This is a genomic window from Acidimicrobiia bacterium (assembly GCA_041676705.1).
Lineage (GTDB): Bacteria > Actinomycetota > Acidimicrobiia > Acidimicrobiales > SKKL01 > Actinomarinicola.
Genome location: JBAYRL010000008.1, coordinates 1 through 22047 on the forward strand (window position 1 = coordinate 1; position 22047 = coordinate 22047).

Consider the following 22047-nt stretch of genomic DNA (forward strand, 5'->3'; position numbering starts at 1 on the left):
CGAACCAACGGCTGGAAAACCATCCTGAACACCCTCACCGTTCACTACGGTGACCGCATCACCAAACACCTCTAAAACCATGACCGCCACCACCATTTACACAACAAATCGGACAGACCCGCGCATCTCACCATTCAGCACCGTAGGAGACCAGACGTGAGTCGGGAATCCTGGAACGGAGGGTGCGTTGGCGTCGATGGTCAGGACAAGACGACCTGACGCGCGTCAGGGACTTAGGATCTTGCTCTGTGGGCGTCACGACGATGGACAGGCGTTTGGCCTTCACGTGGTTCGAGACGATGATGGCGGCAGCGCTTATGGCGATGAAGGCGTCTACCCAGCCGAAGGGTTCAAGCGCCGGGCCACGATAGATGGCCGACCGGTAGGTTGCATCTCTACGCCCGTTCAGGTGGAGTTTCCTCGGGCTACTAATTGTTGCCCGCAGGAACTCCACGAATGTTGTGCTGCATTGCCAGGCGTTCAAGTTGGCCTGTGGGCCCCTAGATGGCCGCCAAAGGGGAGACCTGGGTGGCCACCTGAAGAACCGCTGTACGAGACATGTCGTCGGATTGGCTTCAGACCCAGTTGTTGCCTTGCCCATGGGTTACAGCTGAACGCAGGAGCGTTCCGTGTTCATATCGGCTCGGCTCGAGCGAGATTCGAGTAGTTCCCAGGCCGCTGCGATGTTGGTTTCGTATTGGCGGATCTTCTCTCGAAGAGCTGGGGCGCTGATTACTACTTGACAGCCTTGATGGGCGTGATCGCTGGTCATTCGACGTCCTAGTTCGGGGATTGACCATTCGAACCGTCCCAAACATTTTGGCCACCGCAATGAGGTCTTAGGGGTTTGTGTCAGCCGTGGCTTGATAGCTACGCAATGTTGCGTCTCGGTGAGAGGGAGCGCAACCCCTCTCAGGTCAGGTCTCTTGTTGGGACAGGCCTCCATGACAAGAACCGGGTTTTTCGGACCATTCATTTCCGTCCCCGTTTCTCTCTTGGAGGCAACCCATGAAAGACGCAGAACTTGACCAGATCCGCAGCCGTAAGGCACTTAACAGCCCGGCCCGGCGTCGAGCGGGAAAGCTTCCGGACAAGTCAAACACACCGGTAGCTGGGGCTTTCGAGCATTTGAGTAACCGCCTGTTTTTGATTCGGGAGTCAGCCGAATACGCGTACATGCTCCTAGAAAAGATGTTGGAGCAAACGCTGCTGCCTTACATAGGGGACTCATCGGTGCAGCGGGCTTCGCGTCTCGGGGTGCTTCCAGCGACGAGGACAGCCGAAGGGTTCGCCGCCCGTGAGGATCTGAGTGCCCGCCGAATCATGTCGATAGAAGGCACACGCAAAGAACTCGGTGTGCTCTATCGGATTGAGCAGGACTGGTTTTTTCTCTGTTTAACAACTGCAGGAAAAAAGACCGTTGACGGCGATAACGAGTTCACGTCCGTTCTCGTTGGACTGCTCGGGGAACTCCGACCCGCGGAGCTTATTGGGGGACCGTTTAGCCGTATCGCCCGAACCCATGAGAACGGGTCTCGTATCGCTGAGCAGCTAAAAACCAACCGGACCGTCGTGCGAACCTTAGATATCCCCAGCGGCATGGACTTGAACGCGCCCGGCGGCACGGAGCAATGGCAAGCGTTACTGAACGCAGCAAGTTGGGATTACCGGTTGACATTGACCCGGTTACTCACCGGAGTTGTTTTTGAGCTCCGAAACGACCGCTATCCCCGAGCGGCTAACGGTTTGCCCTACGGCTACCGCAAATCAAAATCTCAAGATGGGTCGTCTGAACATGCGGTTGAGATAAACCCATCCGATAGACAAATAGTTCGTTGGATAATTGAGCTCGCTGCTTCGGACAAGCCACTACAACAGATCGCTGACGAGCTCGCAAAGCTCGGGCTTGTCTCCCGAGGCAAACGCGGTAGGGCGCTTCCAGTCAACGAGGTCGCAGACCCACCAACCTTGGTACGGGGCCTTTTCAAAGCCCTGCCTACCTATCTGGATGGGAAATATCGATTCACCCATGAGATGACTCTCGAAAACCTGGACGAGTTTCACGGCCTTCCCGTTCACCGTGTCGCCCCAACCGATAACGGATACATCGAAGTTGACCTCAACTTCGGTCTACCCGAGGGAGGCTGGCACGACCGTGACCTGATTATTCAGGCTATTCATCGACGGCTTTCACTATCTGAAAGTCCTGGTCCCAAACCGACGCCTACGGACAAGGAAGAAATGAAACCCCTAGCGTCGCTGGGCCGATGGCGTGACGAACACCACGAATTCTTTCTCCAATCGCACGATCCCACGTACACGCTGCGGCGTCGACCACTACAAGACGCCTTCGACAGCGATGGACAACCTCAAGGGTTCGGGCATTATGAAGGTGAACTCCTGGGGACGTTTCGCGCCGATGAGCTTCACCAGACTATTGCCGAGGGGCTCGAACAGTTAGTTGTCGGTCTCCCGTCGAACCAGCCGTGTCCCCACCAAAAGCCCGTTTCCGACAAGCAGTTAGTTGACCTGCGTTCCCAAGCAGACACGGCAACCGCCGCGGCGTCGACCGCCCGTAACGAATTGGTTCACGCAACAAACGAAAAAGCAAGGCAAGACTTCCGTGACTTGGCGGAACAGGAACAGGACCTCGCTGATCAGTTACACGAAGAACTTGCCCGGCTGGAACAACCACCAACGAAGAGTCCCCTCCTCCTAGCCGGCGATGAAATTGCCGCAGCAATAGCAGTTCTGCGGGCAACAAAAGAGAAAGCGCCTTTGACTCTCAACCGAGCGCTTCATTCTCTTTTACGAAACCTGCGAATCGAAGCCGCGCCATGCGAACCCGTCGCCAACGTGTCATTTGACATCGAAGCCCGCACGACCCATGGAGCACTCACTCTTGGACCTGTCAAGTTAAAAGTAGGAAACCAAGCGGTCGGCGTCAACTCCACAGATCCACGCTGGAAAGGATCACACATCGACCGAAATCGCCGCATCTTGGAAATCATGCTGCTTGGCGACGGCGACGACGCTGACCGCGACGCAATCATACGGTCGGAGAAGTTCGACTCCCGAACGTTTCTTCGCCGCATGCACATCGCTCTAGAAGACGTGATCCCCAGCCCCGAGGCACGATCAGCCCTTATCGATTGCCCTATTCTTTCGTTACGCCAAGCAGTGATCGGCCAAATGCTCGGCCAAGAGTTCGACCACGGGTTACATGGGGAGCTCTCGACCGGCGCCTACCGCATCTACAACGACAAACAATTCTGGTGGTCCAAAGGCTGGTGCCCCGGAGGAATGACCAGGCGACGCCAACTCCTCCACTTCCTCGACCAAAACGCTATCGACCCCGACCAAGGACTGCCCTTTGCGGAAGTCGCCGAAGCCCTCGGGATTAACGAAACGACGCTCTATGGGTACGTGGCCGGAAACAACAACCGGGCGACCTACCACCGAAACACCACACCCAACTACCGGTCGGTGGAAGACGTTGACGGCTGGTACCAAGCCGGGTCACGTAAACGAAACCGGGAGCGCCGCATCCGGGTCCCCCGCTGCCCTCACTGCCAAGAACGCAAACTCATCCAACCCCTAAAAGTCCCTGAGGTTCCGGGCCACGCCATCTGTACCGCCTGCAACCGGGAACCAACCACCGGGTGGACCTACCCACCGGAATATCTCCTCGATTGGGACGGACCCCAATCAGCCACCCGGCGACAAGGCAAAGAACCCAACAGAACAGGGCGTTATGAACCATCCCGCAGCGGCCGAATCATCGTAGGCACCGATACATATCCAGTTTCCCTGCCCAGCCTCCACACACCTCGGAGAAAGTAGTGGTCTCCGCCGAGGGCCCTACACACTTCAGCAACCTAGAACTCAACCCCTTTAAGACCCGCTGGGGTTAATTCTTTGAGGCCCTTGCGAATAAGGTGTACTCAATATCTTCGGGTGTGGTGTTGTTGTCTTTGGCCCAGACCCGGCAGGCGTTAAGGTATGCGACATATCGCTTTGCCCAAAGACGGCTCCCGGATGCTTCTCGACTATCCCAGCCGAGTTCGGCAAGGGACTTCCAAACCAAACTGTCGAGGATTAACGGTTGCGGCTGCTGGTCCTGATTAGAGCCGACTAACCACAGCCACTTGGTGAAGAATGCCGGACCGACTCCCGGCAGCTTCTTGTGCAACATGTAGGCCGCAGATAGGTCACCATCGGCGACAAGCGCCGCGCTCTCACGCAACACTGGCAGGGGCTTCGACGCCAACGCCTTGTCACAGTTTCGAGGACCACGACCATTACGAGTCCCTGAGCCCCACATCATGGTCATCACGAACAAGCGCCTGAGCACCTCGTCGTCACCCAGGGATCCAGCGCTGGCACGTTCCTGCCGTAGATCATCACGGCTGATCAATTTCGGCAGATCGCCAAAATCACGCATGGTCTCATATTTCTGCCAAGTTGCAGGATTTGTTTTTACCGGCAGTTGATCAGCCCCACGTAGCACCGGGAACCTGAACTCCACGCCCATAGTCGGATCAGTGATTTCGCCCATAGAAACTCCATCGGTAATTAGGTCGGCTAATTGAAGTTTATTCATAGGTAAGCAGCTCCCGGCCCATTTAGCTCAAAAAACGGTTGGTTCACGATGGGAAAAACCTTTGGTTTCCCGCTAGTGGTTCTTGGGCGAACGCCAAACCCATCGTGAGTCGCTGGGCGTGGCCAAAGCTGCTGTTTCCAGGACGCAGCACCGCCGCGCAGATACTCTCTTATGTGCATGTTGTTCTCCTGTCGCAGCCTCCCATCCGGAAGCGCTCAACAAAAAACACCTTGACAAGCCCCTATGACACCGAAGATCTCCGCAGCAGCGAAGCACACCTAGTCGAGACCTCTTACTCATAGCTGTCACAAGCTCTTGGTATGATCTTTTCCGTTGGCTGCTTCCGGATGGAAGAGCGCAACAGGAGGATAGAAATGAACGATCAACAAGTGTTCGCCGCGGGCCGTGCGCTACCCGAAGCGCTTGACCGCATCCGCCGCTACTGCGGACTCCCCTGGTCTGGCGGGCCATCTGAGACATGGGCTTGGCGCTACTACGACGCGGTGGCAACCGCCAGCAATTTGATCGGACCCGTCGACGTGTTATGTGCTGCTGCGCTCCATCCCGGTTTGTCTCGAGATGACCTCGCCTGGTTCCACAGCTGCACCGATGACATCGAAAGCTGGGTTCAGGCGATCCCCATCGAACGCCCTCTCGCTGAACTCAACGAGGTTCAGTTGGCCCACATCGCGTCGCTACCTGAAGCGTTACCCGGCCCAGCCCTGTCGCTTGTCACCAAGGTCCTGCACCGCAAACGCCCTCATGCGATACCGCTACTGGATCGCCACATCATCGACTGGTACCGACCAATCACACGCCAACGTGTGGCAGCCAAAGCGTGGGGTCCGCTAGTCGAAACCATGGCCGAAGAAGACCGCCAACCAGATAACCCCCTGGCCACAGCATTAACCAAAATCAACGACGAACTGGCTATAGCGAACGAACCAAGGCTCACCCTCATCCGAGCTCGCGATATCGCAATCTGGATGGGGTCACGATGACTGCACTGGAGCGGACTGCTACGCGTTTCACCATCGACCGCAACACGTCCAGCCGAGACATCACTGGCCTAGCTGCGCTCAACCCACAACTGTCTGGTCGCCAGCCCTTTGTTCGCATCACCAAGGTCTATAGCGGGACTACACCTGTGGATCTCCTGCCGCAAGGGGCAGAGATATACAGATGTGTGGTCACCGACGGCACGACGAACCTTGTCGCCAAACTCCCTCAGGCCACAATCTTGATCACACGATTCACAACGGTAAGCATTGTCGAGGTCAGCGCCGGAACGATGGACCACGCCGAGGAACTCGTAGCTGCTATACGCAAGCGAGCACCTCAAGCACCGGCCGACACCGTTTTAGTGCGTATCTGGCACGATCGCCGTGGCTTGCCGCCAAACAGCACCGACCGCAGCATCGAAGCACCCCACTGGGACGACATCGCCAAAAACTACCCCGACCGCACTCGCCGGGCGCTGCATGAGTTGACCACACTCCAAGGACCTGGAGGCCCAGGTCGCCTCATCCTTTGGCATGGACCAGCTGGTACGGGCAAGACCACCGCTATCCGTTCGCTCATAAGGGCCTGGTCTGGTTGGTGCCAACCTCAATACATCTCAGATCCAGAAGCCCTGTTTAATAACCCCGAGTACCTATCAGCAGTGCTCACCCACCCGGCCGACCTCCGAGCCCCGGGGCCAGCCACCAGCGACCCCGACCAAGCCTGGCGGCTACTGATAGCCGAAGACTCCGACGAATACCTACGAGCAACCGCCCGTCGAGATGCCGGTGCCGCTCTTGGGCGGCTGCTTAACCTCGCCGACGGAATCCTCGGGCAAGGGATGAAGGTACTGATTCTCCTCACCACCAACGAAGAGATCGGACGACTGCACCCAGCACTAATACGGCCTGGCCGCTGTCTAGCCAGCATCGAGTTCCCCGCCCTACAACCCGCCGAAGCGTCACAATGGCTCGGAACCCCAGTCACCGAGCCGATGACCCTCGCCGAGCTACTCGAGCACCGTGGAGACTTCGGGCGCATAGGCATCAACAACCAAATGGAGACGACACCCGGCCAGTACCTCTAAGAAGTCTGCGGCCAAGTCACGAGCCTTTGGGAAAACAATCCACTCCTGCTACACGATTAGCGGGGCTTAGGGTTAGTTAGTACGGCCGCCGTCAAGGCAGCTAGAACTGTTTCGCCGGCCCAACGCTCGCCCAGCGTTACTCGAGACCAGGTTTGTTTGCTCATCCCAAATTGTTCACACAGCACGGACGCCTGTGGGTAACGACCGTTGGCGCGCCAGGTAACAACCAGATGATGTTGCACCTCAGCGACTCTCTTAGACACACGGTCACCGCCAGCGGGCAAACACGTGTTAACCCCAGCTATAGGTTGGCCGAACTGCCACGGATCCAGCAGGTAATCACGAGGTAGCAAGCGTCTGCGGGAATCGATATGGCCACGAACACTGCGCATACACGAACCGTGCGAAGACCCCGAAAACGTGCACACCCGCCCTAAAACGACAAGAAGCGGTGGCCCCTTTCGCCTGAAAGAGACCACCGCTTCAACTGTTGCGGCTTAAATAGCTGCTGGTTCTGGGTCAATCGCGGTCCGCTGACGCGGTCCAGGTAACCCCGGAAGCCACGTCATAGCGAGTGGTTCGGCGGTGTCGAGCAGGAACCACCCATTTTCAGCCGGGGACCGCAACGGATCCAACACGTCAGCAAGCGCTGCTTTGTCGGCTCCGCCAAAGATGGCCATTAGCCGCATCGCTGCTTCTCCATCGAGCACCACGGGCACGTCACGCTGCGGGTAATGCACCACCAGCTCACCTACCACCCGTTGGTTACGGTGCCGACGCGAAAACGTCGCTCCGGGCACACCGCCAACGGCCTGCTCACCAAAACCACCATCGGCGTCATCATCATGATCATCGTCGTCATGATCACTATTTTCGGTGGTCTGAGTGGCTACCTCACCAGATTCCTCCCGTTCATGATTTTCGTGGTCTTCTGAGCGGTCGGTAGCGGTGTGATCCTGGTCGTCTGCCATAGCAGGCTCCATTTCGTCGTGGCCAGCGGTATCGCTGAACCGGGTTGCCGATCCAACCCGACCCAGCCCGCAATACCTTGGGTTCGACCCGGATGTCCCAACCCATGGCTTGGGACTAACGCCAGGTCACGAACCGCTGCAACACCGCCTGTTCACGACGCGGTTGAGAGTTCAAACTGGGGGTACGAGGTTCGAATCGATGAGGTCGGGGCGGTATCCGAGGATCCACGCCCGGACCGAATCGACGGTGTAGCCACCCTTCGGGCCACGCACGAAAACTCCTTTCTTGGCCAGGGCTCGGATGCCGGTGTCGTCGAGATCGGCGTACTCTTTGAGTTCAGCGGCGGTGACCACAGTTTGCTTCGGCGTTCCCCGCCGTTCGAGTTCGGCATTAATGGATGAGCGGGTGACGTAACGAGCCCCGGAGGTATCCGATTCTGGATCCTCAATAAGGCGACCGCTTTTGACCCACTCCCCAACTGTTGAGTGCGCACAGCGCAACATCCCGGCGGCCACCGCGGCGGTAACGGAGCGCTTCTCGAGCCGGTCGATGCGAGCAAACTCAGAAATGAGCTGGCGAGCCTGTTCATCGGTGAGGAGCAACCCGCGGGTGTAGTCGTCCTTGTGGGCGGTGATCTTGAGTATGCCCAGCATGCGATGCACCGCGTGGTAATCAGTGCCTGCTACTTCGGCGACCTCGGCCAGAGTGGTGTAACCGTCGTGGCGTTCCCGATAGGCAATCACGTCATCGAGTCGGGCTAACCAGCAGCCATCCACCTTCACGGCGGGAATCTGGTCGGGGAACAAACGCCTCGTGGCCGATACAGCCATACCCAGATGAGTCGCCGCTTCCTCAGTAGTGACCCGGGTCCCGTTGGTGGCGTCATCCTGCCAGCCGGCTTCGGCCAAGACTGCGTCGATCGCAGCTTGGCGAGTCCGGCAGTGGTCTGCCGCGTAGCTCGGTCGCTTGGCGGTGGGAACAATCAATGACCCAATGGTGCCTGTAATCTCGGCTTGCATCTTTTCCGCCGCCGGACGCATAGCTTCTTTTAAGCGGTCATCAAGGGTGTAAACCAGGTCAAAAACGTCGCTGCCCGCCCGATGCCCCATCGAGCGTCGTTTGACCACCCCGTCCACGTCGTCGCTCCAGGCGAGGTCGGTCGCGTAGCCCTTACGCATGTCGTGAGGGATGACGTAGTCATCAACGGCACCGGAGGCGCCGGTGACCCCGGTCGAGGCGTCTCGAAGCGAGGACTCAAACCCAGCCCGACCGCCTCCCTCGGAACGAATGGTTGGGACCAGCCGAGCGTCGAAATCCACTTCCCCGGTGATGGGGTCGGTGTGGAACGCCACGATAATAAGCCGTATCAAGGCGGTTAGCGCGTGAGGCAAGGCGATAAGACGAAACCCTGATTCGGTCTTGACTGCTTCTTTACGTGTCGTCTTGACAATATCCTCGTCGCTGTCTCTAACCAGATAGTTTTTGCCGCCTTGTGCCTCGATAAGCAGGTGGCCCCATCCGTCTTTTTCACCGAAGTTCGCGACGACGAGACCGTAGGCTTCACCAATCCGAAGCCCAGCAATGCGCATAAGCCAAAGAACTAACTGATGGATTACGTGCATCTCCGAAGCGATACCGGCGGTAGCGTTAAGGGTCACCAAATACGGTTTGCGCTTCGGGCGCCCCTTCGGGGCCATGGCTTTAACCCCAAAGGTGAGCCCTGAGGTGGCCTGGGGGCCGGTCCCCACCAGGGTGATGTCGACCCCAAGGAGTTGGGCGTGGTTCAACACTTCGGTGAGAATCCATAGGTAGTTGCCCACCACCTTTTTCGCATAGGTCCTGCCGGTGGGCGGCGCTCCGCCTGGTTCGGCGGGATAGCCAGCCATCATCCGAACCCAGGCAATGACTTTGGCTCGCCCGGTCTCAAGGTCCAAGGTCAATAGATCGTCGAAGGCGGGGATGAGGTGGCGGTTCAGAATGCCTAGAACATCTTTCGTTCGCTCGGCATCGGCGCCGTGCAACAACGCATAATGCTCGCGGTGCCATCTGGCGCCGACCTCGGCGAGGCGAACCGGGCGCTGACCATCTGCGTGGTCCGCACGGGGTTCTAACGAGGCTGGGGACTCCGGTGGTGAGCTCACCGGTGCTTGGCCTACAGTCCGGCGAGATACCCGTCCTTCGGTTGAGGCGCGCTGAGCGGGCAGGCCAGCGTTGAGCCGCTCGACCTGGGTCGCTAACCAGAACCTGGCTGCTTTCTCGTCTAGCCAGGAGGTGCTGACCCGACGCCGGGAACCCCGCTCAGCGGGGACGCTGGCCACCCATCGACCGTTTTGTTTCTTGATGCTTCCTGTGAGTGGGCGGGCCATTACGCGGCCGCCTTGGTGAGCAACCCACGCATAAACGCAATTTCGTCATCGGAGCGCGAGAGGCTCTCTTTGAGGGCTTCTATCTCGGCGTTGGCCAGAGCCAGGTCTTGGCGAGCCATGACGAGGTCGCGTTCGTTACGGCTCCGTCCCAAAATCTCGGCCACGTCGGTGTTTGACGCGAGAGGGTCAAGCATCCCCGCAGCCACCAGATCCGCCAGCGGCACCTCCCAAGCGCCGCTCTTATTCTTACGCGTGTTGGGCAGCTTTTCGGCTTTGTTTGCCCGACGGATCGTGGAGATGTCACAACCGCACAGCTCAGCGGCGACCCTAAATGTAACGAAAGCCGGTGTTTTTGGCTCAGACATGGTTCAGTGCTCCTTCACCAGGCCACTCGGCTCTGGTGGGAGAACTGGTCCCGGACGTTCCCGGTGGCGCACTCACCGCGAAATCGGGGGTCGGGGCCGTCACTACACCGGGTAACAACCGTGGGAGTAACAGCCCACACAACCGCCGCGTTGACACACCAAGCGGTAACAACACACACGCCGACGGCGATACACACGGCGGTAACAACCCACACGCCGTTAGCGATACACACGGCGGTAGCAACACACACGCCAGACACCCCGGGGTAGCAACCCATGCAGCGACCACAGGCACCGCGCTGGCGATACAGCCAGGCGTCGCCCCGAGCGGAGCGGCGAAGATTCCAACATCGAGCCGCCGCCCAGCCAACGCCCCAGCCCGAGGTTGGTGGCGCGGGTCCCGCGGGTCAGAACCCGAAAAACCGTTCAAGCCCCTCGCACTACGCCAGGTAATAGGCGCTCCGATATCGGGCGAGCGCCGAGTCGATAAACCGCCGCCTAAATGCGATAAACCCCCCGCCGGACCAAAACAGGGCCGCTCCCGCCAACTAGTTGCCCACCCATACCCGGCCAAACCCCCACAAATCCAGGGGTAGGCAGGGGTGGGCTGCGGTAGGCAAGCCTGGGCAACTAATGCGATAAACTCCCGTCCCGGCGCTGCGGAATAGAGCGAAAAAGCACGAAAGGCCCCAATATGTGGAGCCTTTCGTTGGAGTTTATCGTTTAGATGGTGGCGGGGGCAGGATTTGAACCTGCGACCTTCGGGTTATGAGCCCGACGAGCTACCAGACTGCTCCACCCCGCGGCGAAGTAGATGTACTACCCTAGCGGGCTAAGGGCACCTCACACAACTTCCATCCGATACAAACATTTCTACTTCTTATTAAAACCGTTGGTATTCACAGTGCTAGTCAGTCTTGAGTGCCAAATGCCACCCACGAGCTCCTGCTACAACCGGGACAACGACTGACCCCACTAGGCCACCTGAGAGTACTGAATTGGCCACGACGGCCACCGCCAAAATTTCATCTGGCGACATATTGGACGACCACTGCGACGCCAGGGCCTGGCTAACCACTAAAACGACTATGAAAAACAAGGCCAAAACGTTGTGACAAATACCAACTACCAAAACGTTTGACACACTGGCACCATTCAAAAAATAGATTGCTGCTTCTCTTATTTGGGCCAGCGACATCAAGGTGCCGATTACGATCGAGATCACAAACACACCCCACAAGAGCTGCTGCGAACGAGCGGAAGTATAACGTGCCTCGATTTGCTCGTAGCTATCATTAAGCGGAGGGCTTTGTAGGGTTATCTGGCCTTCAATGCCCAGGAGTTGGCCAAGGATTGCAGTGCCTTCAGCTTGAGCCTCAGGTTCAAAACTGACCCAGCATTCAGCACTAGTACTTAATTGGCCTATCGTGGGCACAAACACGTTGAACGCCCGATCCCCTAACCACTCGACAGTGGTCGTGCCTATTGACACTGAGGCGGAAGACGCCTTGAGGGCATTGAGAGAAACGAGTTCCGCAGTTCTAGGCCCTGCAAGTAGGATTGCGCCTGCAGAATTCCCAGGTAGGTTTGGGTCGAGAAGCCGGACAAAGCCCGGCGTGACAGCATCAAAGGTGAGGCCCACCCCGAGTGGCCCTACCGATTCTCGACGTATAGATTCGACCGCCCCGGAGGCAACGACACCTTTCACAGCGGAATGAAGTCCGTCACAACGTCGAGAATTGATACCACCCGACGCAATGGTAATATTTCCACCTGCCGTAGCTAGCTGCTGGCGAGCCACTTTCCGCTCTTTCCGTGCACTAAGTTCGGTATTTACAGCCACTGAAGCAACAAGCGCACACAGTATGAACGCGCCAACATACACCGGATTGCGCGAAAATAAATTTGATATTCCTTCCCGCGCCCACCTCATTGCGAAGAATGACAGCTCGCAACATCACCGAGTACCCATGGATTGAACTGAATTGTTTCACCTATGAGGTCGTCACCTGAATCTAAATATGCTGTGCCGTTTGAATCCTCTTTTACTGCAACAACGTGATATTCCAAACCTTCTGATTTTAAGGTAGCCACACATGTCTTACCGCTCTGATCAACAATAAGCGCTGACGAAGGAACCATCACGAAAGACTCTCGCGACTCAAACGTTATTAACACCTCGACCGAATCTGGTTCATTGCGCAGAGCATCAATAAATACCAATTTATCCGCAATAATTTCCCAATTAAAACGGCCTTCATTAACGACGACATCGATAGATTCACCGCTGTCAAACGACAGAGATGCTATTCCCGAGACCCGACCAAGTTCGATGGGAATACCAGCCGCATTCACCACTCGCAATCTTTCAATTGACGGGGTCGACTGCAGGATTTGTTCGCCAGTAACTAACTGTGTTCCCAGGCCAAGCATACTACCAACCTGAAAAATTGACTGCGTTCCCCATATCACATAACCAGGTCGAAATACGCCATCACGTTCTGGGAATCCGTTTTGCGCTTGAAACTGTTGAATTTGACGCCGTAACGAGGCTTCTGAATCAACATAATCTAATATTCGAAGGTACGAAGCAACAGCCTCAACATCACTACCGCTTTGATTGCTAGCTATATCGCGGTACAGAGGCACAGTGCTCGGAAAATAACGAATTGTGCTGTTATCAACGTCAAATATTGCATCACCTCTGGAGAGTTCATCGCCCACCTTGCGGTGCACGCTTGTTACCATTTGTGAACCACCGCGCCATCGAAGCGTTTCTCCTGGCACCCAAGACAACTCGATTCGGCCAGCCACTCTGGTAGATATCAGGCCATCTCGTACCGTTCCCAATATCGGTACCGGTTTCGTTTACGAAGCAATGTCACGAAATGTTGAATCCGCACGAACCACCAACAAGGCCGAAAACATCACCATGGTGATACCCACGATGGATAGTAAAACTGTGGCGTTGCGCTTCATTAGAATGGTGCCGAAAGGACCGTTGGAAATTTCTGGGCGACAGACATATCGTGGGTCGCCACTACGACCGCTGTTGAGGAATCCACCTGTAACATCAGGTCTGCCACTAACATCGAATTCTCCTCATCGAGCTGCCCAGTCGGCTCATCAGCAAGCAATAACTTAGGCGAGCTAACAAGTGCACGAGCGACACAAAGTCGCTGCAACTCTCCCCCCGATAAGTTTTTTGAAATATCGAGCTCCCGCCCTGCCAAACCAACCTTAGCGAGTTCTAACCGAGCTAATTGGCGGGCCTTCTTGCCTCCTTGGATCGGCAGGACACCGATAGCAACGTTGTCTACAACGCTACGCCGTAAAATTACCGGATTCGTTTGGTGGATAATGCGAACTTCCTGTTGCTTTGGCCTGCGAACACTACCGTCAAAAGCGGCAAGGCCACCTCCCAGCAGTGCAAGAATTGTAGATTTTCCCGAACCAGACGGACCTACAATCGCGATTCGGTCGCCTTCGTGAACGCGAAGATTTAATGCGCGAAACACCCAACCCCGTGACTTGTAGCAAACCGAAACGTCACGAAGCTCAGCAACTAACTGGTTCTTGTTCGTTCCATACATTCTGCAAAGATATCTGGATAATTAGATTGCACAATAGATATCAACTGTTCTTGAGGGTAGTTCGAGATATCAATACCATTGCTCTTTGCACACTCCACAATTTTTCGAGCTAGATCTTGTTGCTCAACCCGACTTGGGATGTTCGCTGAAGCGTAATAATCATAAATTCGATCAAGGTGCTCAGCCTTACAGGCCTTTTCTATTTCTGGACCGTTTTCGACTGCCGAATAGCCAAGTTCAGTAATAACCTCGTTATTGTTTACGACCCGTAGGCGCGCAGTGTGAGGTACAATCCCGCCGTCTTCCATGCAACTGATGACCCTTTGAAAAGCTGCCTCCAGCTCGGCCACAGTGACTTCACCATCTCGAAGAGCTTCGCGCTGAGAGACTGGCACATCGTCAAGCGAACGTTCATGCGCATCGCTACGAGTAACGCACCCTGCCAGAATAAATACGGCCAGAAGGGCTATACCTAGACGGCTCAACTTTTGACAGTTCATTTCATTCACTAAGCAAGTGATGGACCGTAAGCAGGTCGCCAAGTCTCGGACTTTCATCCCAGAATTGACATTAGGCTTACAGCACGTCAGGTTATCACTTGTCTTTGCCAGGCGCCTCGATTGTACTGAGACCTGGCCTTACGCAGCGTCGGCTGGCAAGGACGGCTCAGATGAAACCGAGTCATCCGGGTTTCCGCTACCTGAACTTCCAGGTTCGCTTTGGCCATCGGTGCCACTACCTCCTGCGCCAGCACCGCCGCCCGAACCCGAACTTGTACCATTTTGTCCGGCAGAAGCGGCCATCGCCGCCTCGATCAAACGACGAGCCTCGTTAACCAGACGTTGATATTCACCCAGTTCACCCCGAGTCAATGCAGCATCGGCACGGCTCAAGGCGTCACCGGCCTGCTCCAACAACTCGGACACGGTGCCCGAAGTACCGGGCTCGGAGGGCTCAACATCGCCAGGCTCATCGGGCCCATCCGAGGGAGTACCGCCACCAGGCTCTTCAGTTTCAGTATCGTCATCGCCCTCAACAAAACCCGGGTCTTCTTGAGTCTCTGGCGAAGAACCGGGGAACAGCTCTTCTAACGCCTCTTTGAGTGACCGTTCCATTGCGATTCGATCACCAGAAACCACAATCACATAGCGCAGCTCGGGCACCTGCGTTTGTCCCGATGCCTCGGTATATAGCGGTCTAACATACAAAATTGAATTCTCAATTGGTACCAAAATGAGATCCCCGAGACGAACCTTTGATGCTTCACGGTTCAACAGGTTCAACTGAGGCGAAATCTGCGCGTTCGACTTTATGTTGGCATTAACAATGCCCGGCCCATCCACCTCGGTACCTGGCATGACGTAGGTAATAAGACGACCGTAATCATCTGGGTCAGACTTTGCCACCATGAAAGCTCGCAGCTCTTTACGCTCATCATTTTCCGAAACTGGCACAAACGACCGCTGAATCACAAACGACTGTTGGTCTTCACCAGGCAGCTTCATCATCAGGTAATAAGGCAGAATGCGTCGTTCCCTAGTCCGCCCGGTCGATTCCCCCGATTCTAAAGTGATGTCGGTGGTACCGGAATCAGTTAGTGATGAACCTGGGTCTTGAGCTACGTTCCAGGCCTTTTGCTTCGAATAAAAATCGGCCACGTCGGTCAGCTGATAACGACCCCACATGTTGGTTTGCACCGTAAATAGGTCTTCCGGGTAGCGCAGGTTCTGGCGCATCTCATCGGGCATTTCGCTCATTGGGGAAAACAACGCCGGGAAAGCCTTGGCATAGGCAGCAATGATGGGGTCGTCTTCATCAATAATGAAAAGCCGCACGCTACCGTCATAGCCGTCAACCACTGCCTTCACTGAGTTCCGCACATAGTTGAACGAGTGGTCGAGCCCACTGCCGCGTTGCAGCTGTTCGCGATCGGCTTGTTGCGCATAGGGATAGCGATCGGTGGTGGTGTAAGCATCCACCACGAAAGAAACCCCACCTTCCATCACCACGGCGTACGGGTCGCCGTCGAAATGAAGGAATGGTGCCACTGCTTGCAAACGTTCGCGCACGTCACGGATATACAGAATCTGCGAATCAGACTTAATGTAATTCGAAATCAGCGGGTTGTAATCAGCGAACCGCAAAGCGAAAGCAGCCCTGCGTATCCACGAGCCCATCTTCACCCCGTAATCGCCGGTATAACGGGTTACTTCGGATTCTGCTGGGGCTCCGTCTTCACCAATCTCACTAATGTCGACTTCATAATCGATCTCTCGACGATCGGTGTTCACAATGGCGAAATCGGAAAGGTTCTCACCAAAATAGATCTGTGGACGATCGATTTCTCGCCCGATCAATTCATCGCCACTAACTGGAATATTACCCACCACAAAACTTGGCCGACCGCTGGGGTCGATGGCATTCGACGGAGCAATCACCAAACCATAACCATGGGTGTAGGCGAGGCGCTTGCCTTCCCAGGAATCAATTGGCACACCACTGGGGTTCAACTCTCGAGCCCCAATAACCACCTGAGTTGGCTCACCATCAATCGTGTAACGGTCGACATCGAGATCGTTAAAGCGGTAGAAACCAAAGTCGGCCTGCAACCGCTGGAAAGTGTCGTTCACAATTTTCGGGTCAACCAGTCGAATATTACGAATGGTGTCTTGGTTAGCCTGAATGTCTGCAGCGGTTAAATTACCGTCGTAATCAAAATCGTAAACCTCAACATCGTCAAGGCCCATGGCGGCTCGGGTGGCCGTCATATTCCGTTGGATATAAGGCGCTTCCTGCGTGGATTCAGCCGGTTCAACCTTGAAACGCTGAATAAAGGCCGGATAGATTCCCGACACCACAATCGACACAAACGCCCACAGACCAACTGCCACCGCTGGCAGCACCCAACCCCGTCGTTTGATGTTGTAGAGAAAAAGCCCGGCCGCGAAAATCGAGATCAGCAGTAAGAGATGGATGGCTGGAAGCTGGGCGTTCACATCGGTGTAACCAGCACCGTCGACAGCGCCACGGCTAGAGAAGGTGAGTTCGAAGCGATCGAGCCAATAACCAGCTGCCCGCACCAACGCCAACACACCCAACAACACTGAGATGTGGGCTTTGACCTGAGGCGTCACCCGATCAGATCGCAGTTGAACTCGAATACCACCGTTCACGTAATGTGCCGCTACCGACACAATAAGAATGATGATAATGGCGGCAAACAACCAGCTTGTCAGGAACGATAAAAACGGTAGTTTGAAGACGTAAAAGCCCACATCGGTGTGAAACAGCTCGTCTTTCACCCCAAAGTCAGACCCGTTGCGAAACAAAATCCATGCGTTCCACTGCGTTGCGGTGCCAAGCCCCGCGATTAGCGCAAACGCCAACGAAATAGCGGCCCGCACCAAGTTGGTTTTTGAGCCTATGGCATCACGGTATCGGTCGATCAGTTCGTCTTCAGGGCTGGTGGCTCGAAATCGAGGCGCCAAATGATCAGCCACCCAAAGATTCAGATACATGAGCACGAAGAAAGTGCCCGTAAAGACTGTGGCTAGCGCTACCTTGGCGCCCACCACGCCCTTCCAAACGCTGGAAAACTTAAGGGCATCAAACCATAAATAGTCGGTGTAGAAGCCAGCGATTCCTCGCAGCGACGTAGTTAACATGAACAAGGCCACCACTACGGCAACCAAGATCATTCGTCCACGATTCGAAGTTCGGGGTGAACGTCGGGGCATCTGGGAAGGGGGACGCATAGCTAGAGAGCCTATCTATTCACAGGGACGAGCAAGCAGCAACAACGGGAATGAGCCGGCGGATGAAGATGGCCAGTGGGGAACGCCTCCCCTTTGATCAACACTCCAGCCAAAGCGTTATCTTCACCATCGGGGCACGGGCCTAAACCATTATCGTTCAACCAAGCCACACTCGCCGATTCGGGCAGAGCGTAGAACACCCCGCGGTTGAAAACCGCATGAGAAGTTGCCGCTCCCATGGCCTCCATCTGAGCGCGCCAAGGTCGAAAAGCCGCCCTAATCAGCTCGGAAGATTCGTCTTCGTCTAAATCATCGGTCAGTTCACCCAACCGGTTTCGAAGTGGCACTAAAAACCCGTCCACTAGCTCGACCGCTAAATCAGCCAATTCTTCCGGCGGCACGGGAAGGCTGGGGGCATCGCTAACATAACCGTCGGAGCTGGCGGTCTCGACGGCAAATTCTGCTCCGGCCTGGGCGATTTCGTTCAGCACTGCAGAAACCACAGCCACGTAGGCCAGGCGATGCTCGTCTATTGTGCCCACAACAGCTTCGGGTCCTTCTTTGGCGAGCAAGCGACGAGCCAGGTCCATTTTGTCGTTCTCATCGTCCGACAATTCACGCTTCAACAAGCTGACTAAACGCCTCGACAGCCCCTCTAACGCCAGGTCACGTAGTTCGAAAAACCGCTCCGCGCTATCGGGGTCGTCATCATCACCGGCACCGGTATCATCACTACTGCTGCCACTAACGTCGTTTCGGCCGTTATCGCCGCGGCCAGGCTGGTTGCCTTCGACGTCATCAGACTCGCTGCTGTGGCGATCTTCACCCAGTTCGTTGGGCGTTTCTGTCGGGAAAGGGGCTTGCGCACGCAACCTGGCAAAGAGACTGTCGATTCCAGCCTCAAGCTCGGCATCCTCCGTCTCAAAATCTGAATCGTCGCTTAAAGCCACTTCACTAGTGGCTAGGTCGTCGGGGGTGGGGCCATCGTTTGAATCGGCTTCACCGTCGGCTTCGACGTCTTCCAAACCAGGGTCAACCGCGGGCTCATCAAGTTCAGTTACAGCCGTCTCACCAAGCTCAGTTACGGCCGTCTCATCGAGGTCGACCACCTCAACATCGTCAAGAGAAGTGTCGGCCTCGGCGCGAGCCACCATGTCATCCAGCACTGCGGGGGCATGTTCCACCAGCGCCGACTCAACTGGGTGTAAGCCCGCAGCTTCAAGCTCGGCATTGTCGTCAATCGCTTCAAGCTCAGCATTGTCGTCGATTGCTTCAAGCTCAGCATTATCGTCCGCCAAGAGCGGCACCATCTCAGAGGCCTGATCGGCTTCGGGCGAACTAACTTCCTGGGGGCTCAAAAGACCTGCCATTCGAGCCAGCTCGATTTCGGCTTCAACCTCTTCCACCGAAGCCGCCTGGGCTTCCGAAGCGGCCCTGCGTGCTGCACTCTCGGCCGCCCTGCGGGCCTCGGGCATAGCCACTGCAAGCTCGTTCGTGGCTTCATCTAAAGTTTTTCGCACCACGCCGTAAGCCTCAAGCAAACGTTCTCGAGCCGCGCGTAGCTGTTCTAGCTGCCCCCGCGCAGCATTTCGCCGTTGCGCCAAATCAGCCAAAATACGTTCCCGGACCAGCTTGGCCTCGGCCACCATTTCACGCCCTTGACGGCGCCCCTCTTCGACGGCCGCTTCAACCTCAGCATCAATCTCGGCTAAGCGGGTTTCTGCCTCTAGTTCTCGGGCTTCGGCCCGCGCCTCTGCGGACTCACGCAGTGCGGCGGCCTCGCTACTTGCTTCCGCCACAATCCTTTCCGCTTCGGCATTGGCCTCGGCCAACATCTTGTCGCGGTTGGCCTCAGCTTTTTCAGTGATGGCAGCTGCCACGGCCTCGGCGTTAGCGGAACTTGAGCGTTTTAGTTCGTCGGCTTCCTGTGTCAGCCGCGTAGCTTCCTCTTGGGCTTCACGAACTAATTGGGCGGTACGGGTCTCCGCCTTGGTACGAATCTCATGCGCAATGCTGCGAGCCGCATCCAAAATCTTGGCGGTTTCTTCACCCAGCATGGCCGTTAAGGTGGCCTCGTCGGGAGACTCGGCCTGCGAAGCACGAAGTTCAGCCGCTTCCAAGCGCTCTTGCAGCAACGCTTCCCGGTCAACCAAGGCACGCATCTCAGCACTAATTCTATTTAGGTACGCTCTGACTTCTGTTTGGTCAAAACCTCGAAAAGAACTCGAAAAATCGCGTCGTGCAATTTCTTCGGGAACGAAGTCTTTGCCATCAGAAGAAAGAGACACCATTACCTCAATGTTAAGACGTGAAGACCGACGAGTGGCGACAGCAAGCCTAGGCGGCTTTGTCAGGGGCCATGGTCGGCACCACCAATGGGTCGCCGCCAATTGATTCCAGCGCCGCCAAAGCTTCGTCCAGCGTGCCAACTTCAATAATTTGCACTTTGTCCCCCGCTTGTCGGCGGGCCGCCGCCAATTCCGCTTCGCCTAAGGAATCGGGAACCAAAAACACGGCCACCCCTTCGTGGCGGGCGGTGGCGGCTTTTTGTTCCACCCCACCAATGGGGCCCACAGTGCCGTCGCGGTCAATGGTGCCGGTTACCGCAACCTGTTGGCCACCAGTCAGTTCACCTGGCGTCAACAAATCGAGGATAGTGAGGGTGAAACTCAACCCCGCGGAGGGCCCACCCACCGAACCAGTTTCAATATCGACATCAATTGGAAACACGAAATGGGCATCGCGGGTTTGTAGCGAAACCCCCAAAAACGCCACGGTGTCATCATCTTCACGGGCACCCAGCGTTACCCGTTTCACCCGACGATCCTGGCTGTTCGCATCGTGCTCGTCGATCCCGGAGCCCTCGGCACCGCGCGCTTCGGTTGCCGAGGGATCAAAATGCTCCACCAACAAATCCACTTCGTCGCCAGGGCTCAACGCAGCGATCGCCTCAACCAGATCGGCCGCCACCAAAATCGGGGTACCATTAACCTCGACAATTGTGTCGCCAAGCTCGAGAACCCCGTCGGCGGGGGTGTGTTCCGAGACGCTAGCCACCACCGCGCCCGTTCCGGTGAAACCCACTTCATAGCCCAAACGTTCCAGCGCCACGTAGGTCGCCAATTCCTTAGAAACGTCCATCATGGCCAAATTCAAACGACGGTTCTCATCGGGGTCGTTGTCGCCCAGAACGACCTCTTCTTTCATTACGGTGACTTCAGGATCTAACCAACCCACCAAAGCACCCCATAAGGTCAGACGCTGTCGAGAAATCGAAATGGTACTCAACATGAACGATCCCTCGGGCTCGTACACGGTGGCACCGTCGATCGCCACTAGGGGCACGGTGGGCCGCATAGTTCCGGGTGAAAACGCGAAATACGGGACTCGCACCACTTGAGAAGCAACGACTAGCACCACTAGCACTACCGCTGCGCCCATGGTTCGAATGACCCAACGCTGCTGCCACCACGTGCTTCGCTCTGGTTCTTCGTTTTGGCTGTATGCGACGCTGAAGTCGCCGCTGCCGGTATCTTCGGAAGACTTGGGCACTAATATCGACCTTTAGATTGCAGCATCAACCACCAGAATAACGGTCGCTAAGCATCTTCATGTCTTCACTACCATTTCGACATTCAAACAAGGCTCCCAAACCAGCGCCACCATCGGTTCGCGTTCGTAAAGAGGTGCCGTGGGAAGACCCCGACGCCGTTCGACCGACCTGGCTCCAACGCGGGGCTTCGGGCGTAATGCTGCTCATACTGGTAGTGATTTTGGGAATTATGCTCACCGTAGCGATTGGAATTTTGTTGATAATGGCGTTCTTTCTAGCCGACTACATCATCGGTTAAACAACCACCTCGACGCTTCAGCAAGCGACTACCGCCCAAAGAGGCCTTTACGCGGTGGATTATCATTCTCAGCCATCAGAGTTTCGGGCTCTTCCTCATCATCAGCCTCGCCCGAGTTTTCTTCTACCCACGCCGGGGCTCGTTCGGGATTAATGGCAGCACGCTGTTGATCAAAAAGTGGAGTGCTAGAAAGTGTGGGCACACCAGCATCATCTTGGCGGGATTCTTGTTCCGATTCCGCTTCTGCGGCCACCAGTTCGTCGGCTAATTCAACTTCGTAACGCACCTTGAACTCGAAGGCCACTTCTTCCATTCGATAAATTCGTACGCCTTCGGCGTTTTCTTCGTTACGAAGCCGCTCCACAATAGTTATAGCGTCGGTAATCGTTTCAGCTTGGCGATAACCAGGTTTGCCTTCGGGGCTTCTAAAAATAACCATGTACAGCACCGCGA

General features: G+C 56.0%; 18 protein-coding genes and 1 tRNA gene. 4 read left to right on the forward strand and 15 right to left on the reverse strand.

All coding sequences use genetic code 11. From position 1 onward, the window contains the following. Positions 1-604: 604 nt before the first annotated feature. A complete protein-coding gene (locus tag WC184_10875) occupies positions 605-772 on the reverse strand; it encodes a hypothetical protein (GenBank protein MFA7478375.1) in 168 nt (55 codons plus the stop codon). 236 nt (positions 773-1008) lie between these two features. Here WC184_10875 and WC184_10880 point away from each other — a divergent pair, with 236 nt between their 5' ends. Next, positions 1009-3843 (forward strand): hypothetical protein, encoded by a 2835-nt coding sequence (locus tag WC184_10880; GenBank protein ID MFA7478376.1) that lies wholly within the window; start codon positions 1009-1011, stop codon positions 3841-3843. A 67-nt stretch (positions 3844-3910) separates the two neighbouring features. On the opposite strand, the gene WC184_10885 is transcribed toward WC184_10880, so the two are convergent. Further along, complete coding sequence (locus tag WC184_10885) at positions 3911-4603, reverse strand: hypothetical protein (GenBank protein MFA7478377.1); 693 nt, start codon at positions 4601-4603, stop codon at positions 3911-3913. Positions 4604-4977: 374 nt separating this feature from the next. On the opposite strand from WC184_10885, the gene WC184_10890 reads away from it, so the two are divergent. Together WC184_10890 and WC184_10895 are read left to right on the forward strand one after the other, a co-directional pair. After that, on the forward strand, positions 4978-5604 hold the full coding sequence (locus WC184_10890) for a DUF6308 family protein (protein MFA7478378.1): 627 nt from the start codon (positions 4978-4980) through the stop codon (positions 5602-5604). Then, positions 5601-6692, forward strand: coding sequence for a DUF5925 domain-containing protein (locus WC184_10895; GenBank protein MFA7478379.1), 1092 nt, complete (start codon positions 5601-5603; stop codon positions 6690-6692). Before WC184_10890 ends, WC184_10895 begins: the two co-directional genes overlap by 4 nt. Positions 6693-6748: 56 nt before the next feature. Here the strand turns inward: WC184_10895 and WC184_10900 are convergent, their stop codons facing one another. The 12 genes from WC184_10900 to WC184_10955 form a co-directional block, all read right to left on the reverse strand. Further along, positions 6749-7084 (reverse strand): hypothetical protein, encoded by a 336-nt coding sequence (locus WC184_10900; protein ID MFA7478380.1) that lies wholly within the window; start codon positions 7082-7084, stop codon positions 6749-6751. 105 nt (positions 7085-7189) lie between these two features. Then, positions 7190-7663: a hypothetical protein gene (locus tag WC184_10905; GenBank protein ID MFA7478381.1), complete on the reverse strand. Its 474-nt coding sequence runs from the start codon at positions 7661-7663 to the stop codon at positions 7190-7192. Positions 7664-7834: 171 nt separating this feature from the next. Next, positions 7835-10030, reverse strand: coding sequence for a hypothetical protein (locus tag WC184_10910; GenBank protein ID MFA7478382.1), 2196 nt, complete (start codon positions 10028-10030; stop codon positions 7835-7837). Next, a complete protein-coding gene (locus tag WC184_10915) occupies positions 10030-10395 on the reverse strand; it encodes a hypothetical protein (protein MFA7478383.1) in 366 nt (121 codons plus the stop codon). The genes WC184_10910 and WC184_10915 overlap by 1 nt, the downstream gene beginning before the upstream one ends. A gap of 728 nt (positions 10396-11123) precedes the next feature. Further along, positions 11124-11200 (reverse strand) — tRNA-Met (locus WC184_10920). A 102-nt stretch (positions 11201-11302) separates the two neighbouring features. Continuing rightward, complete coding sequence (locus WC184_10925) at positions 11303-12238, reverse strand: hypothetical protein (protein MFA7478384.1); 936 nt, start codon at positions 12236-12238, stop codon at positions 11303-11305. Between the two features lie 86 nt (positions 12239-12324). After that, positions 12325-13245, reverse strand: a complete 921-nt coding sequence (locus WC184_10930; protein MFA7478385.1) for a hypothetical protein — start codon at positions 13243-13245, stop codon at positions 12325-12327. A gap of 128 nt (positions 13246-13373) precedes the next feature. Then, positions 13374-13988, reverse strand: coding sequence for an ATP-binding cassette domain-containing protein (locus WC184_10935; GenBank protein MFA7478386.1), 615 nt, complete (start codon positions 13986-13988; stop codon positions 13374-13376). Further along, positions 13961-14473, reverse strand: coding sequence for a hypothetical protein (locus WC184_10940; GenBank protein ID MFA7478387.1), 513 nt, complete (start codon positions 14471-14473; stop codon positions 13961-13963). Before WC184_10940 ends, WC184_10935 begins: the two co-directional genes overlap by 28 nt. 153 nt (positions 14474-14626) lie before the next feature. Continuing rightward, positions 14627-17743: a UPF0182 family protein gene (locus WC184_10945; GenBank protein MFA7478388.1), complete on the reverse strand. Its 3117-nt coding sequence runs from the start codon at positions 17741-17743 to the stop codon at positions 14627-14629. An 11-nt stretch (positions 17744-17754) separates the two neighbouring features. Then, the gene (locus tag WC184_10950; protein MFA7478389.1) at positions 17755-20034 is read right to left on the reverse strand and encodes a DivIVA domain-containing protein; all 2280 of its coding nucleotides are present in this window, start codon (positions 20032-20034) and stop codon (positions 17755-17757) included. Between the two features lie 46 nt (positions 20035-20080). After that, complete coding sequence (locus tag WC184_10955) at positions 20081-21295, reverse strand: S16 family serine protease (protein MFA7478390.1); 1215 nt, start codon at positions 21293-21295, stop codon at positions 20081-20083. Positions 21296-21354: 59 nt separating this feature from the next. On the opposite strand from WC184_10955, the gene WC184_10960 reads away from it, so the two are divergent. Beyond that, the gene (locus tag WC184_10960; protein MFA7478391.1) at positions 21355-21594 is read left to right on the forward strand and encodes a hypothetical protein; all 240 of its coding nucleotides are present in this window, start codon (positions 21355-21357) and stop codon (positions 21592-21594) included. 28 nt (positions 21595-21622) lie between these two features. Here the strand turns inward: WC184_10960 and WC184_10965 are convergent, their stop codons facing one another. After that, entirely contained in the window at positions 21623-22042 is a 420-nt protein-coding gene (locus WC184_10965; protein ID MFA7478392.1) for a hypothetical protein, read from the reverse strand. Between the last annotated feature and the right edge of the window lie 5 nt (positions 22043-22047).

Coding starts and splice junctions, on each gene's coding strand:
- WC184_10875 (MFA7478375.1), bottom strand. CDS start 772: ATGACCAGCGATCACGCCCATCAAGGCTGTCAAGTAGTAATCAGCGCC.
- WC184_10880 (MFA7478376.1), top strand. CDS start 1,009: ATGAAAGACGCAGAACTTGACCAGATCCGCAGCCGTAAGGCACTTAAC.
- WC184_10885 (MFA7478377.1), bottom strand. CDS start 4,603: ATGAATAAACTTCAATTAGCCGACCTAATTACCGATGGAGTTTCTATG.
- WC184_10890 (MFA7478378.1), top strand. CDS start 4,978: ATGAACGATCAACAAGTGTTCGCCGCGGGCCGTGCGCTACCCGAAGCG.
- WC184_10895 (MFA7478379.1), top strand. CDS start 5,601: ATGACTGCACTGGAGCGGACTGCTACGCGTTTCACCATCGACCGCAAC.
- WC184_10900 (MFA7478380.1), bottom strand. CDS start 7,084: ATGCGCAGTGTTCGTGGCCATATCGATTCCCGCAGACGCTTGCTACCT.
- WC184_10905 (MFA7478381.1), bottom strand. CDS start 7,663: ATGGCAGACGACCAGGATCACACCGCTACCGACCGCTCAGAAGACCAC.
- WC184_10910 (MFA7478382.1), bottom strand. CDS start 10,030: ATGGCCCGCCCACTCACAGGAAGCATCAAGAAACAAAACGGTCGATGG.
- WC184_10915 (MFA7478383.1), bottom strand. CDS start 10,395: ATGTCTGAGCCAAAAACACCGGCTTTCGTTACATTTAGGGTCGCCGCT.
- WC184_10935 (MFA7478386.1), bottom strand. CDS start 13,988: ATGTATGGAACGAACAAGAACCAGTTAGTTGCTGAGCTTCGTGACGTT.
- WC184_10945 (MFA7478388.1), bottom strand. CDS start 17,743: ATGCGTCCCCCTTCCCAGATGCCCCGACGTTCACCCCGAACTTCGAAT.
- WC184_10950 (MFA7478389.1), bottom strand. CDS start 20,034: ATGGTGTCTCTTTCTTCTGATGGCAAAGACTTCGTTCCCGAAGAAATT.
- WC184_10960 (MFA7478391.1), top strand. CDS start 21,355: ATGTCTTCACTACCATTTCGACATTCAAACAAGGCTCCCAAACCAGCG.